The sequence below is a fragment of the Sphingobacterium sp. xlx-96 genome (assembly GCF_011007365.1).
In the GTDB taxonomy this organism is placed as follows: Bacteria; Bacteroidota; Bacteroidia; order Sphingobacteriales; family Sphingobacteriaceae; genus Sphingobacterium; species Sphingobacterium luzhongxinii.
The window spans coordinates 1-14,081 of the sequence record NZ_WFKM01000007.1 but is presented as its reverse complement, the minus strand read 5'-3'; the positions used below and the strand labels follow the sequence as shown (position 1 = coordinate 14,081).

Annotated in this window: 11 protein-coding genes; 7 read left to right on the top strand and 4 right to left on the bottom strand. The window is 39.0% G+C overall.

Translation table 11 applies throughout. The features are described from left to right. Positions 1 to 111: 111 nt before the first annotated feature. Positions 112 to 2,871 carry an outer membrane beta-barrel protein gene (locus G7B20_RS10335; protein ID WP_164110945.1) on the top strand — a complete coding sequence of 920 codons (2,760 nt, stop codon included), beginning with the start codon at positions 112 to 114 and terminating at the stop codon, positions 2,869 to 2,871. Here G7B20_RS10335 and pncA read toward each other — a convergent pair. Genes pncA through G7B20_RS10320 form a run of 3 tightly spaced genes read right to left on the bottom strand, consistent with a single transcriptional unit; the run spans position 2,868 to position 5,569 of the window. Beyond that, positions 2,868 to 3,458: a bifunctional nicotinamidase/pyrazinamidase gene (gene pncA / locus G7B20_RS10330; RefSeq protein WP_164110943.1), complete on the bottom strand. Its 591-nt coding sequence runs from the start codon at positions 3,456 to 3,458 to the stop codon at positions 2,868 to 2,870. The genes G7B20_RS10335 and pncA overlap by 4 nt on opposite strands. 9 nt (positions 3,459 to 3,467) lie before the next feature. Continuing rightward, the gene (locus G7B20_RS10325) at positions 3,468 to 4,145 is read right to left on the bottom strand and encodes a response regulator transcription factor (protein WP_164110941.1); all 678 of its coding nucleotides are present in this window, start codon (positions 4,143 to 4,145) and stop codon (positions 3,468 to 3,470) included. Further along, positions 4,142 to 5,569: a sensor histidine kinase gene (locus G7B20_RS10320; protein ID WP_164110939.1), complete on the bottom strand. Its 1,428-nt coding sequence runs from the start codon at positions 5,567 to 5,569 to the stop codon at positions 4,142 to 4,144. Before G7B20_RS10320 ends, G7B20_RS10325 begins: the two co-directional genes overlap by 4 nt. A 118-nt stretch (positions 5,570 to 5,687) precedes the next feature. Between G7B20_RS10320 and G7B20_RS10315 the strand changes: the two genes are divergently transcribed. Both G7B20_RS10315 and G7B20_RS10310 read left to right on the top strand, forming a co-directional pair. After that, positions 5,688 to 7,052 (top strand): DUF4270 family protein, encoded by a 1,365-nt coding sequence (locus tag G7B20_RS10315; protein ID WP_164110938.1) that lies wholly within the window; start codon positions 5,688 to 5,690, stop codon positions 7,050 to 7,052. Positions 7,053 to 7,056: 4 nt separating this feature from the next. Next, positions 7,057 to 8,052, top strand: a complete 996-nt coding sequence (locus G7B20_RS10310) for a Kelch repeat-containing protein (RefSeq protein ID WP_164110937.1) — start codon at positions 7,057 to 7,059, stop codon at positions 8,050 to 8,052. Between the two features lie 380 nt (positions 8,053 to 8,432). Here the strand turns inward: G7B20_RS10310 and G7B20_RS10305 are convergent, their stop codons facing one another. Continuing rightward, entirely contained in the window at positions 8,433 to 9,422 is a 990-nt protein-coding gene (locus tag G7B20_RS10305) for an aspartate-semialdehyde dehydrogenase (RefSeq protein ID WP_164110936.1), read from the bottom strand. A 290-nt stretch (positions 9,423 to 9,712) separates the two neighbouring features. Between G7B20_RS10305 and G7B20_RS10300 the strand changes: the two genes are divergently transcribed. From G7B20_RS10300 to G7B20_RS10285, 4 genes are all read left to right on the top strand, one after another. Next, entirely contained in the window at positions 9,713 to 11,368 is a 1,656-nt protein-coding gene (locus tag G7B20_RS10300; RefSeq protein ID WP_164110935.1) for a lamin tail domain-containing protein, read from the top strand. 160 nt (positions 11,369 to 11,528) lie between these two features. Further along, the gene (locus G7B20_RS10295) at positions 11,529 to 12,479 is read left to right on the top strand and encodes an NAD-dependent epimerase/dehydratase family protein (protein WP_164110934.1); all 951 of its coding nucleotides are present in this window, start codon (positions 11,529 to 11,531) and stop codon (positions 12,477 to 12,479) included. Between the two features lie 4 nt (positions 12,480 to 12,483). Beyond that, positions 12,484 to 13,209 carry a YebC/PmpR family DNA-binding transcriptional regulator gene (locus G7B20_RS10290; protein ID WP_079642723.1) on the top strand — a complete coding sequence of 242 codons (726 nt, stop codon included), beginning with the start codon at positions 12,484 to 12,486 and terminating at the stop codon, positions 13,207 to 13,209. Between the two features lie 151 nt (positions 13,210 to 13,360). After that, on the top strand, positions 13,361 to 14,081 hold a 721-nt coding region (locus tag G7B20_RS10285; RefSeq protein ID WP_205601934.1), incomplete at its 3' end, for a hypothetical protein.

The window sequence follows — 14,081 nt, the reverse complement described above, 5'->3', positions numbered from 1 at the left end:
CTTGCATTCACGAATAGTGGCTTTAATTATTAATTTAGGTTTAATACAATGTAACAGTAATTAACAAATAAAAAACTTAATATTGCTGCGAAAAATCTAATACTAAACCTTGTGAAACCAAGTGTACTGAAATTTATATTTCCGATAATATGCTTTTTTATAGTACAGTATACTGTACTTGCCCAAAATAGAGTTACTGGCAATATTGTAGACAAAACTACCTCCAAACCCCTATCGGGTGTTACCCTACGAATAATAAGTCAAAAGGACTCTTCTATACTATCTGTAAGGACTAATACTAATGGCCTCTTTACACAGCACACACTAGAAGATGGAAGATATACGATCAGCACGAATTATGTTGGTTTTAAATCTGAATTGCAAACTTTTGTAATGTATGGCAAACCGACGTACTTCTTCTTTCGCTTAGAACCAGCCGAAATAGCTATTGAAGAAGTAGAGATCACAGCCCCTCAGTCCATCGTGATGAAAGGGGACACGTTAGAATTTGACGCTAAGAATTTTTCAACACGGGAATATGCGGATGCCGACGAACTGGTAGCTCAAATTCCCGGGGTAATGATTGATGAGGAGGGTAATGTGGAAGCACATGGTGAAAAGGTCACGCGTATTATTGTTGATGGAAAAGAGTTCTTCAGTTCGGACCCACGAATAGCTTTAAAGAACTTGCCTGCGGAGATCATTGCCAAAATACAACTAATTGATGAGAAATCGGAACAGGCTCGTTTTTCAGGCTTTGATGATGGGAAGCGTAATAAGGTAATCAACATTATCACTAAGCCGGACAAACGTCGTGGATACTTTGGAAAAGCAAATGCAGGCAAGGGTAACAGTGACAAGTTTGGAATCAACACTTCTATCAATTCCTTTGATGGGGATAAAAAGTACGCCATAAATCTTATGGCAAACAACATCAACGAAACCAACTTTGCTGAACAGGGGCGTGGAGGTGGACGAAGAGGAAACAACAACACGGAAAGAGGTCTGTCAGATACCTATGCAGGCGCCATCAATTTTACCAACACTTACCTAAACAAGAAAATGGAGGCCAGTGGAGACTACAACTTCAAATCTCTTTCTACGCGAACAAATACGCAGTCGAACATCGAATACCTCAATGACAAACAGGCGAATCAATTTAGAACACAAGAACAACTATCGAATAACTTAAGCAAAGAACACAAATTTAGTGGTCGCATAAAATGGGATATCGATTCTACTAACAGAATTGACTTTTCTCCAAACTTTAACTTCACTCAGGATTTTAGGCAGAGCAGTTCCACTAGTCAGACGAACAGAGAGCGTGTTGACCCTATCAATGAATCTGTACGCTCGAATGATAATGATGATAAAAATTTAAATTTTGGTGGCGCATTGACTTATATGCATCGATTCTCAAAAAAAGGGAGATCGATATCACTGAGGATTAATGGGAATAAAAGCACAAACGATGTACTGGGACTCAATCTCGCTATGACATCATATTATAAGGATTCACTATTGACCCGCAGAGACACAAATAACAACCAAAGTGTAACAAACGGTTACGGATCTAGTGCTAGTGCTCGACTCTCCATTACGGAGCAGCTTTCCAGCCGTAGTCGACTTCAGGCTAATTACAATTTCAGAAACACGGCCAACTATTCTAATCGGGAAACATTTGAATTTCTAGCGGAAACAGGGCAGTTGGGGGAATTAAAGGACAGGCTTTCGAACGAATTTAGAAATGACTATAACTATCATAGCGCAGGTATGTCTTATTCTTATAACATGAAAGATTCACTTCGGATTCAGATAGGATTAAATTATCAACATGGTATTCGTATTAATAACCGTACTGTACCGTTAAACCTTCATACTAAGGCCGACTTCAGCAGTTTACTGCCCGAATTTACTGCCATATATAAATTCTCTAAAGACAGAACTTTTGAATTCAACTATAATACACAAACGAACACACCAAACATTAATCAGCTCCAAGACTTTATCAACAATCAAAATGAGTTGCGCATCACCAACGGAAACCCTAATCTAGATCAGGAGTATGCACACACCTTGAAACTGCAATACAAAGACGTAAACAAGCGCTCGGGCCGGACATTAACGAGTAATGCAACTTTTGAATATCTGAACGATAAAATAATCAACTCGGTATTAATGACGGACACAACTACAACGTTATTTGACGATGTGATTTTGGGAGCGGGCGGGCAATATACCGTACCTACTAACGTAAATGGTGCGTACAATTTCAGGATCAACAACAGTTATGGTCTTCCGATTAAACCCCTTAAAATTAATCTACACACTAATACCAGAATATTCTACAACAATGATCTGACAAAAATAAATGGAGATCTTGTGAACAGCACTTCCTATGGCTTTGGACAAAGTATTGGTTTTAATTCGAATTTCAGCAAACAGTATGTAGTCGGATTAAACTATAAAATAGATGGGAGATTCACCCGAAACCCGATAGCCAGAGTACCACGTTATGAAGTGTTCACGCATAGAATAAACAACAATGTAACAGTAGAACTCTTTAAAAAACTGGTTCTTTCATCGCAATTTATGTATTTACTCAATGGTGGTATCATGGGAAGTCCAGGCATCGAAACATCCATTTGGAATGCATCTATCAGTTACAAATTATTGAAACGTAAAAACGGTGAATTGGCCTTTAAGGGGTTCGACCTACTAAACAATGCTCAAAATGTAAACCGGAGAGTAAATGAAAATAATATATCGGATGTGACATCCAACACCCTGAACCGTTATTTTCTATTATCATTTACATACAACCTGAGACAATTCGGTGGCAAAATGCCGATCGGAAGAAAAGGAAGTTAGATAAAGAGTCCGCCAGAATGTATAAAAGCTTGCTTTTTATCCATATAGTTTTCTTTGTCAATTGCTTTCGTTGCTTTGGATAAGATAAGTGTTCGATACCCTAAACTCAAAGCGTCCATAGCCGTAAAATAGACACAAAAATCTGCGGCTAGACCACAAATATGCACTTCGGTAACGTCACGATTCTGTAGGTAACCGTGCAACCCCGTATTCTTACGTCGACCATTATCATAAAAACCGCTGTAACTATCTATAGCAGGATCAATACCTTTTCTAAATATCGCTTCTATGCGTTCTTGCCGTAAAGTATCGGCCAACTCAGCTCCTCTAGACCCCTGCACACAATGGTTAGGCCACAAGACTTGTTCTAACCCGTTTAGATCAATAAGATCGAAGATATTATGATCGGGATGCTGTGAAGCAAAACTCTTATGGTTGCTTGGATGCCAATCTTGTGTCGCAACAACGAGATCATATCGAGACTGCAACATATTAACCGTGTCAATAATCTGATCACCGTTGGCCACCTCAAGAGCTCCACCCGGGAGAAAATCATTTTGAATATCTATAATTATCAGTGCTTTCATCCTCTTAAATTAATCAATATTCATAATATAGCCAATACCCCGGACGTTGGTTATTTTAACCCTTTCGTCATGTGCGAAATATTTTCGAATCCGACTGATAAATACATCCAGACTACGCCCAGTAAAATAGGTATCGTCTCCCCAATAGGTTTTAATAATATCTTCACGCGGAACTACGTTATCCTTGTTCTCGAACAGGCGACGTATCAATTCGGTCTCCCGATAAGAAAGCTTTGCTTCTCCGGAAACGTGTCGCAGTGCATTTTTACCGGTATCCAACAAATAATCTCCTATCTCATACAACGCACGTATACTTTTCTTTGCGCGTTTGGACAACGCTTCAATACGGACTATCAACTCTTCAATCTTGAAAGGCTTGCGGATGTAATCATTTGCCCCTAAATGAAAGCCTTTTACAACGTCTTCTGTCTGTGTCAACGCTGAGAGAAATAATATCGGCACATGTGGATTCACTTTACGGATCTCGGTGGCGGCGGTAAAACCATCCATCAATGGCATCATAACATCTAGTATAATAATATCTGCATTCTCACGCTTAAAATAATTTAGGGCTTCTTGCCCATTTTCGCGATGAACAACTTCAAAACCATGATCTTCAAGGCTATCTGCTACAATAAGAGCCAAACTCTGCTCATCCTCAACGTATAATATCTTCACTTTATTCATCCTATAGGTATTGATAGTGTAAATATAGTTCCTTTCCCCAAGATGCTTTCTACTTCGACATTTCCACCATGCTGTCTTACGACCTGTCTAACGTAGGCCAATCCTAACCCAAAACCTTTAATAGGATGTAGATTGCCGCTAGGCACCCTAAAAAACATCTCAAATATATCCTTTAAATAACTTCCATCAATTCCTAGTCCATCGTCGGAAATAGATATCCGCGCAAATTCAGCATCTCTTATTAGCTTAACCTTTATCTTGACGGACTCACCTGAATATTTGATGGCATTGTCCAACAGGTTACTTATCACGTTTTTTAAGTGTGCAGAATCTGCTTGAATTGAAAACTCATTAAGATCATTCTTAAAATCAATAACCACAGGCTTCCCGGCTCCCAATTGTGCTATTTCTACCCCCTCTTCAAGTAGCTGAACTAAATCGATACTCGTCTTTTGCATCATTATCCCCCTGACCTCATCAATATCAAGCTGCAATACCTTCTCAATCATATTAGAGAGATGTTGAAGTTCGCGATGCGAGATATTTAGGTATTTTTCCATCTTACTCTTATCGTCCTTGGCTCCATAACGCTGAATAGATTCTATCGCTGCCATTACTGTGGCAACAGGGGTCTTCAACTCGTGCGTCATATTATTAACAAAAGATTTGCGCAGAAGAGCCAATTTATTTTGTCTATTGATAGTCCACAATAAGTAAATAAAGGCACCTATTAGCGCTAAAATCAACAAGACAGAAACAATGAGTTGTATAGCCATTTTACCTAACAAGTAGAAAATGGGTTGCTCAAATTGGGCTAAGAGAAACTGATCCTGTGTGGAGTTGACCAATATAGGTCGAGTTGAAATTGTCCCATCGGCATCAATTTTTATCCGATGCGGACCGCGGGGCCGGTCTCCATCTGTTATAGTTTTGATATCTACCGCTATTGGAGTTGTGATCCCCTTTACCGCTAAGGATTCCCGCAGAAGAGTGTTTACTTCATTGAGCGTACTGTCATTGAAGTCTACATTTTGCAATAGGAAGGATGGCATAATTGCGACAGGCTCGCCATCTCCCTTTTTTTTAGCCTCCCGGCGCTCAGCATACCGGCGCATTCGTTCACGTGCAAGACTATCCCAAAGATTCTGTATTTTGAACTCATCGACATTGGAATACAGAGATTTGATACGCGAAACAAAAAGCTTACCTTCTTTAGCAATACTTTTATTTCTTTTTTCATTGAACACGCCCTCATGATCTATATAATAGGATTGAACAGCATTAAAAAGCCCCCTCTCCACCTCATTCACAAATATCTCACGTCTATTAACGTACCCTCCATAAAGCCAAACGCCCACAATACCGCCTATCCCAACAAGGGAAAGAACGATCATCACCATCAATATTTTATACTTTTTTAACATGATTAAAACAAATTTAAATTCTTAGATTTGCACCACGAATTGTTTAGGGTCATATTTAACAAATTATAACACATATTAACAATACGTATTACTTACATTTGCATGTCAACTAATATATATGAGGCAATTATTACGTTTTAAATACCTTTTATTTCTATTTTTACTTGCTACAACAGTTTCCTTTTCTAGCTGTGACAAAGAGATGAGTGTGTCTTTGGAAAATCCCAATGATAACATGGGTATTGTTGTTGTTGACTCCATGACTATAAATACGTCTACATTTCAATTGTTAAACATGCCATCCGCTGGTACAGGAACTTTGCTGGTGGGTAAATCGACTCAACCTAAAGTAGGCTCGTTAAAGTCCTCTTCGTATTTCTTGGTACAGTTGCAAACATTAATAAACGATATCCCAACGAATGCAGTCTTTGATTCTGTAAATTTAGTACTAAGACCAAACAGATCGAGATATTTTTATGGGGATACGACAAAAGTTCAAACAATCGCTGTGCACCGCGTTACAGAAGAAATCGTAACTAAAGATATCACTAATGCCATTGACAATTATAATACACCAATCTATGTCACTGGACCTACAATCTTCAACGATCAAAAATTTAATTTTGACGCAACCGCTTTAGGGGCGAAAACATTCAATCCCACGATCCGTTCTTTGGACAGCATAAGTGTACGATTGAATCAAGCTTTTGGACAGGAAATTTTCGATATGGTACGTGCTAATGATATCAACGTAACGTCGAATGAATCTTTTCAACAATACTTAAAAGGTCTTGTTCTTGTACCAGGTTCGCAAAATACGGTTATTTTAGGATTAAGTGATACCCTACAAATGAACGTCAACTATTCGTACGTGGGATCTGATGGTTTCCTAAAAAAAGGTGCTAAAGTAATCTCTGCCGGAGGCAAATCTTATCAGTTTAACAATATCGAGCATGACCGTACAGGGACTGCTTATGCAAGTCTAAATACGACAAACCGAGAAATTAGTAGTACAGCGACAAATGGCGAGGTATTTATCCAAGGGGGTGGTGGTCTTGTAGCGAAAATGACGATTCCTTCGTTAAATGAATTCATGTATGAGGAAGATCTAGCGGTGAATAAAGTAGAACTAATTATCGAGACGACAGGTAAGAATTATGGTTTTTACCCATCTCCCAATCAATTAATGTTATTGATTGCAAATAGTAACGGTGTGCCGATTTCTTATGTAAGGGTTCCATTCTCAAACAGTATCCAACAAGCGACTTTTATACCGGGTAACGACTCGGGTGTGAATGGACGTTACGTTTTTAATTTGATTGATTATATTAAAAATGTAAATCTTCCTGAATATAGGGGAACTTCTTTATTATTATCTACAGCTTCTCCGGCACTGTTCGGAACAGCTAATGGAACAATGATCGCCACGGAGAATGGCAAACCAAAAATTAAATTAAATATTGTATATACTAAATTCAAATAATCTTATGAATAAGAAAAATTGGCTTGTTGTAGTTTTGGCCTGCGTTTTTTCGTTAAGTGCTTTTAATTCATGTAAGAAAAGCGATGATACTGACTCTACAACCGATACAGGTCCTACGGAATGGGTCAAAGATTCTGCTTTTGATGGTGACCCAAGAAGTGCAGCAGCTTCTTTTCAAATCGGTGAGACTGGATATCTAGCAACAGGCATCTTGTCAACAAATGAACGTACAAAAGATGCTTGGACATTTAAAAATAACCTATGGTCTCGTATTGCTGACTTTAAAGGCGAGGCTCGTAATGGTGCTGTAGGCTTTAGCATCGGTGGCAAAGGTTATGTAGGTACTGGTTTTAATGGTACGGATGTATTGCGTGATTTTTGGATGTATGATCCTGCGGCAGACACATGGACAGAGATCGCACCTCTTCCTGCAGAAGCTGACGCACGCTATGGTGCTGTTGCCTTTACATTGAACGGTGCTGGATACGTAGGTACGGGTGCTACAAAAACACAAAAAACATTGAAGGATTTCTGGAAATATACGCCTGGAACAAACGAATGGACTCGTATTGAGAACCCTTTGAAAAACAAACGCGTTAACGCATTTGCTTTTGTGGTAGGTGGCAAAGCATATATCGGTGGTGGTATGGATAACAACCAATTCCCTGAGGATTTCTATTCTTTTGATGGTTCTAACTGGGCTGAATTATCACCTTTGAAAGATGCGTCTAATACATACGATCTAACCCGTCAATCAGCATCAACATTTGTAATCGGTAACTTCGGTTATGTAGTTGGTGGTAAAAAAGCTTCTGTATTAGGCAATGTATGGAAATATGATGTAGCTGGTAACAAATGGGAAAGTAAACACCAAGCTTTACCTCAGAATGCTAGAGAGGGAGCTGTTTCATTCTCTATCGGTGGAAAAGGTTACTTGACTACTGGTATGAACAGTGCAACAAAATTTGATGATACTTGGGTATTTACACAAGTACGTTAATCAAAACATTCTAATAAGTAAAAAAGGCGAATACATCAGTATTCGCCTTTTTTACTTATTAGAATTGGTATTTTATTGATTAACGCATGCTTTTTATGGAATCAATGAGCTCTCCCGATAACAGAGAATCGGGTTCATCTCCGGAGGTGAATCTGCCCAGCTGGAGTTTGATTTATTTGATTCACGAATTAATTTCAAATAATATGCTTTCTATTACAATGTCATTCATATTTACGTAATCGTCATCAATATATCACCAATATCCAGCTATTAGTCCTATTTTTTCTCTCCCACTAGTGTTGACAATTACGTTATATACCAAAAAAAACGCCCTCGAATGAGGGCATTTTTTTGGTATATATATGTTTACGGTTAGTTCACTAGATTAGTCCCTTTTTATTAAGCAATTCGGCAACCTGCACTGCATTTGTCGCAGCTCCTTTTCTCAAATTGTCGGCAACAATCCAAAGATTTACTGTATTTGCCTGTGATTCGTCTCTACGGATACGACCTACAAAGACTTCGTCCTTGCCGTGCGCGTCTTTAGGCATTGGATACTCCAGATTACCTGGATTATCTACAACGACTACCCCTTCTTGACTTTTCAAGGCCGAACGCAGTTCGTCTAAATCAAAATCGTTCTCGAACTCAATATTAACAGACTCAGAATGTCCTCCCACAACAGGAATACGCACTGTTGTAGCAGTAACCTTAATAGAATTATCTTGCATAATTTTATTGGTCTCCTGAATCATCTTCATTTCTTCTTTGGTGTAGCCGTTTTCTTGAAAAACGTCGATGTGCGGAATCACATTAAGGTCAATTTGATGCGGGTATGCTTTTTCGCCCTCTACACCTGCTCTTTCATCCTTCAATTGCTGCACTGCTTTCACTCCTGTGCCAGTAACAGACTGATACGTGGATACTACGACGCGCTTGATCTTATACTTTTCATGTAGAGGCTTTAATACGACCACCATCTGAATAGTTGAACAGTTCGGATTAGCGATAATCTTGTCCTCTGCGGTCAACACATCTCCATTTACTTCGGGTACCACTAATTTTTTTGATGGATCCATGCGCCATGCTGATGAGTTGTCCACCACGGTAATTCCAGCTGCGGCAAATAGAGGGGCATACTCCGTAGACACTCCTCCTCCTGCTGAAAACAGGGCCACTTGTGGCTTCAATGCAATAGCTTCATCGGGAGTCACCGTCTTAAACTTCTTACCGTTGAATTCAATTTCCTTACCCTTGCTTCTTTCGGAGGCAACTGGAATTAATTCTGTTACGGGGAAGTTCCTTTCCGCCAATACCGTCAAAATTTCTGACCCAACAAGTCCAGTTGCGCCAACTACTGCTACTTTCATTTTCTTATAATTTTTAGTACTTACGTGACTTCTATTCTAAATTCACGATGTCAAACATAGTAAATAAAGAGGAGTATTTTATACAAAAAATTACATTTTTCTCATTTTTAACGGAGGAATATTAACAGAAAATAGCTGTATAAAGCCCTAAAATTACTAATTTATCAAAATAATATGTCTGCTGACCGAATATTCAATGTATAAAAGATGTATTTGAGCAAAAATTATTCTTTATCTTGTACATTATAGAGAAACTGTATTTTTCTTATAACGAACCAATTATCAGTCATATGAAAAAGCTGCTTTTTACATTTTTTTGTATCTTTGTATCCATAACTTATCTATACGGCAAAGGGATCATTGTCAATGAGGTTATGGCAAATCCAAATGGAGGCCAACTTCCGGAATTTGAGTATATTGAACTTTTTAACAACGGAACGTCCGTACAGAACCTTTCTGAAATTAGCTTAAAAGTCAACAACAAAGTAATAGTTCTTCCATCTTATCTTCTAGCACCGCAGCAACTGGTGGTTTTATGCCCTAAAGAGGGTGAACCTTTTTTAGAAAACTACGGAAATGTCATTGCTTTATCCAGTTGGATTGTCTTAAGTAATACAGGTGCTACTATCACCGTTTATCAACAGAATTTGATAATTGATAAAGTATCCTACAAAGACAGCTGGCACGAAAGTCTATCAAAAAAGAACGGTGGTTGGAGTCTGGAACGTATCAACCCCAACTGGCTCTGTAATATGGCATCCAACTGGACCTCATCCGTTGCAATGCGCGGCGGCACCCCCGGCACTCCAAATTCTATATTTAATAGTAAACACACGCCAGACATTAAGATTACGGACGGAAAAATAAGGGATAACACTATCCGTATCACCTTCAATGTAGATAAAACCATCCTGCCTATTTTTACAAAAGAACAAATTCTTATAAATAACGCAGATGAAGTCCTTTCAAAAATCTCTTGGAATACGGGTCAGGACACACTTATCCTTATTTTTAACAAGTCTTTAGAGGAAAACAAACTGTATACGTTAACCATTAATGACTTCCAGACTTGTGGCAGTCAAATCTCAATGTCTCCTTACCCCCTTTTCAATCAACAACCCTCCGAACATAATGCTATTGTGATTAATGAAATCCTATTTAACCCTAAAGATGGAAGTTCCGACTTTATAGAGCTCTATAATAAAACGGAATACCCGATAAACCTGCAGGGGTGGAAACTGGGGAATCGGCCTATATCTAATCAGTTACTATTAATTTCGGCAGGCGACTTTTTAGTGTTAACAACAGAAAAAGAGACCTTGATGAAGGAGTACCCCAATTCAGTATATGACCATATCCGTGAAGTTCCTAGCTTACCGGCCTACCCAAATCAACAAGGAGTAGTAACCTTATTTTCAACGACATCTCTTATCGACTCGCTGTACTACCATAGCAATATGCATAACCCTTGGATCAATAATCCTAAAGGGGTGTCTTTAGAAAGGGCTTCCTATGAAGAAGAAACTAATCATCCCGGCAACTTCAAATCTGCGTCAACATTGGTCGGCGGCGCAACTCCTGGATACAAAAACTCACTAATTGTGGATAACTTTTTAATAAAAAACAATTTTTATTTGCGTGCAAAAACGGTGTCGCCAGATGGAGATAGCTTTGAGGATCAACTGGAGATTAACTACAAACTGAAGGCGACCAATTACATGTTGACAGTACATATATACAATGAAAAAGGCATACTAGTCAAACGTTTGATTCGTAACGAAAGTACCGCTTCTGAGGGCAAAATCACTTGGGACTGCAGGGGTGACAATGGGCATCAAGCACCTGCTGGTCACTACATTTATTGGGCTGAAATTTATGATGACACTGGCTCCAGAGAAGTTTTTAAAGGGTCTTTTGTCATGGTTTATAAATCGCAGTACTATTGACAAAAACGCGATAAAACACCTATCTTTGCAGCACCGAAAGTTAACGTATATGCCGCTTTTTAAATTAGCAAAACATCGGCCAACAGCTTTCATAGTTTTACATCGCATAACCGAGTGTATGGTCTTTGAATAAACAAACACTCGTAAAATATTTATTTTAATGAAAGAAACAATTATAATCCTTGGTTCAAACGGTCAGATCGGCACCGAACTAGCGGATGCACTAAGAACCAAATTTGGCGCTGAGAATGTAATTACGACGGATATCAGAGAACCACAAATCACAGCTCCTGATCATCACTTCGAAATTATCAATGTCCTTGATAAAGATGCTGTAAAAGCCCTTTTCGAAAAGCATAAACCTACTCAGGTATACCTTTTAGCGGCGATGCTATCGGCTACAGGAGAAAAATACCCACAGACTGCATGGGATTTGAACATGAACGGTTTATTAAATGTCTTGGATCTTGCTGTGGAATTAGGTGGTATTAAGAAAATATTTTGGCCTAGTTCAATCGCTGTTTTCGGACCTCACTCACCAAAAGTGGAGACCCCGCAATACTGCGTAATGGACCCAAATAGCATCTATGGTATCAGTAAGCTTTCTGGCGAACGTCTGTGTGAATACTATCATGCTAAATACGGTTTGGATATCCGTAGTATTCGTTATCCTGGAATAATTTCCTGGAAAACAGCTCCGGGCGGAGGAACCACGGATTATGCGGTACATATTTTCTTTGAAGCCCTGGCTAAAAGCAGTTATGAGAGCTTTCTATCAGCAGGTACCGCTCTGCCAATGATGTATATGGATGATGCCGTACGTGCTACTATACAGTTAATGGATGCCCCTTCGGAGAACTTAACCATCCGGTCCAGCTATAATCTTGCTGGTATTTCTTTCACTCCAGAAATGATCGCACAAGAAATTAAAAAAATTCTTCCTAATTTTGAGATGTCTTACAGCTCGGGAGATCCTCGCCAAGCTATTGCCGATTCTTGGCCGCAAAGTATCGACGATGTATATGCCCGTAAAGATTGGAACTGGGAAATAGCTTATGACCTGGAAGCCATGACAAAGGACATGATCGAAAATCTTAAAACAAACAAATAAAGAAATGGGTAGAGCTTTTGAATTTAGAAAAGAAAGAAAATTTAAGCGTTGGGCCAAAATGGCCGTACAATTTACACGCTTAGGAAAAGAAATAGCAATTTCTGTAAAAGAAGGAGGCCCTCACCCTGAAAATAACTCTCGCTTACGTACTGCAATCCAAAATGCGAAAGCGGTAAATATGCCTAAAGACCGTGTTGAAGCGGCAATCAAACGCGCCTCCGAAAAGGATTCGAAAGGTTACGAAGAGTTTGTGTATGAAGGCTACGGCCCTCACGGTGTCCCGGTATTAATTGAAACGGCAACTGATAATACGAATAGAACAGTAGCAAATATCCGTAGCTACTTTACAAAAGCAGGGGGTTCTTTAGGTAAAACAGGATCTTTAGACTTCATATTTCAACGTAAATCTATTTTCAGATTTCCAGCAACGGAAGAGTTGGATGTAGAAGAGCTAGAGCTGGAATTAATTGACGGAGGTCTCGAGGAACTATACGTAGAATCTGATGAAGAAGGAAATGATATCGTTGTGGTACAGACTTCTTTTGAAGATTTTGGGAATATGCAACGCTTATTGGAAGAAAAAAACATTGAAGTAACTTCTGCCAAATTAGAACGCATTTCATTATCTCATAGCACATTGACAGAGGAAGAAGCGGCTGATGTCTTAAAACTGATCGATAAAATCGAAGAGGATGACGATGTTCAGGCTGTTTACCACAATATGGACTAGTCAAGTCTAAGGAGACTATGCTAAAAGAAAAAAACCTTCACACTTCCAACGTGTGAAGGTTTTTGATTACGTAGGGTTAGTTTCTTTTTCTGAATGAACGTTTTAACAGTCTATTGGTGGTGAATTCAAAGCATTTTATTTAAGTTTGGGTATGCTCAGTTTTGAAGAATTTTTTATAAAAAAGAAAATAGATCTTTTTGCATTGAAATCTGCAAATCAGGAACTCTATCGGGAATTTGAGGTTCACTATAGGGCAATGGGCGAAAAAAGCTTTGATCATTCCAAAAAATTCTGGTTTAATAAGTTACGAAAAAGTTATTTATTGGCCGAAGAAGCAGATTTACCTAAAAATAGTAGTCCAAAAGAAACTGCTTCACCTGTGGATATCGAACCTGCTAAAACGAGCGCTAAACTTGGGTTTAAACCTAAATTTGGGTCGAAGCCAACGAGCAAAAGTGTTGAAAACACAAAAACCTCACAAGAAACGTCAAATGTTCCTCCATCGGGTTTCAAACCGAGATTTAAGCCGGACATCATAAAAATGACTCCACAGGAAGAACCAGCTCCTATAACTAATGTAGAACCACCTGTGGCAACCGAAGAAGAAGCAAAAGCAAGTGGTAGTAAACCGGCTGGATTCAAACCCAGATTTAAAGCTGGCGTGACTAAGGGCACCGCTCCAGTAGAAAAAGCCGAAGAACCAGCTCCTATCACTAATATAGAACCACCTGTGGCAACCGAAGAGGAAGCAAAAGCAAGTGGTAGTAAACCGGCTGGATTCAAACCCAGATTTAAAGCTGGCGTGACTAAGGGCACCGCTCCAGTAGAAAAAGCCGAAGAACCAGCTCCTATCACTAATATAGAACCACCTG

Bases quoted from the DNA above. Each gene is read 5' to 3' on its own strand.
- pncA (WP_164110943.1), bottom strand. From the start codon at position 3,458: ATGAAAGCACTGATAATTATAGATATTCAAAATGATTTTCTCCCGGGT.
- G7B20_RS10315 (WP_164110938.1), top strand. From the start codon at position 5,688: ATGAGGCAATTATTACGTTTTAAATACCTTTTATTTCTATTTTTACTT.
- G7B20_RS10325 (WP_164110941.1), bottom strand. From the start codon at position 4,145: ATGAATAAAGTGAAGATATTATACGTTGAGGATGAGCAGAGTTTGGCT.
- G7B20_RS10305 (WP_164110936.1), bottom strand. From the start codon at position 9,422: ATGAAAGTAGCAGTAGTTGGCGCAACTGGACTTGTTGGGTCAGAAATT.
- G7B20_RS10300 (WP_164110935.1), top strand. From the start codon at position 9,713: ATGAAAAAGCTGCTTTTTACATTTTTTTGTATCTTTGTATCCATAACT.
- G7B20_RS10320 (WP_164110939.1), bottom strand. From the start codon at position 5,569: ATGTTAAAAAAGTATAAAATATTGATGGTGATGATCGTTCTTTCCCTT.
- G7B20_RS10290 (WP_079642723.1), top strand. From the start codon at position 12,484: ATGGGTAGAGCTTTTGAATTTAGAAAAGAAAGAAAATTTAAGCGTTGG.
- G7B20_RS10295 (WP_164110934.1), top strand. From the start codon at position 11,529: ATGAAAGAAACAATTATAATCCTTGGTTCAAACGGTCAGATCGGCACC.
- G7B20_RS10310 (WP_164110937.1), top strand. From the start codon at position 7,057: ATGAATAAGAAAAATTGGCTTGTTGTAGTTTTGGCCTGCGTTTTTTCG.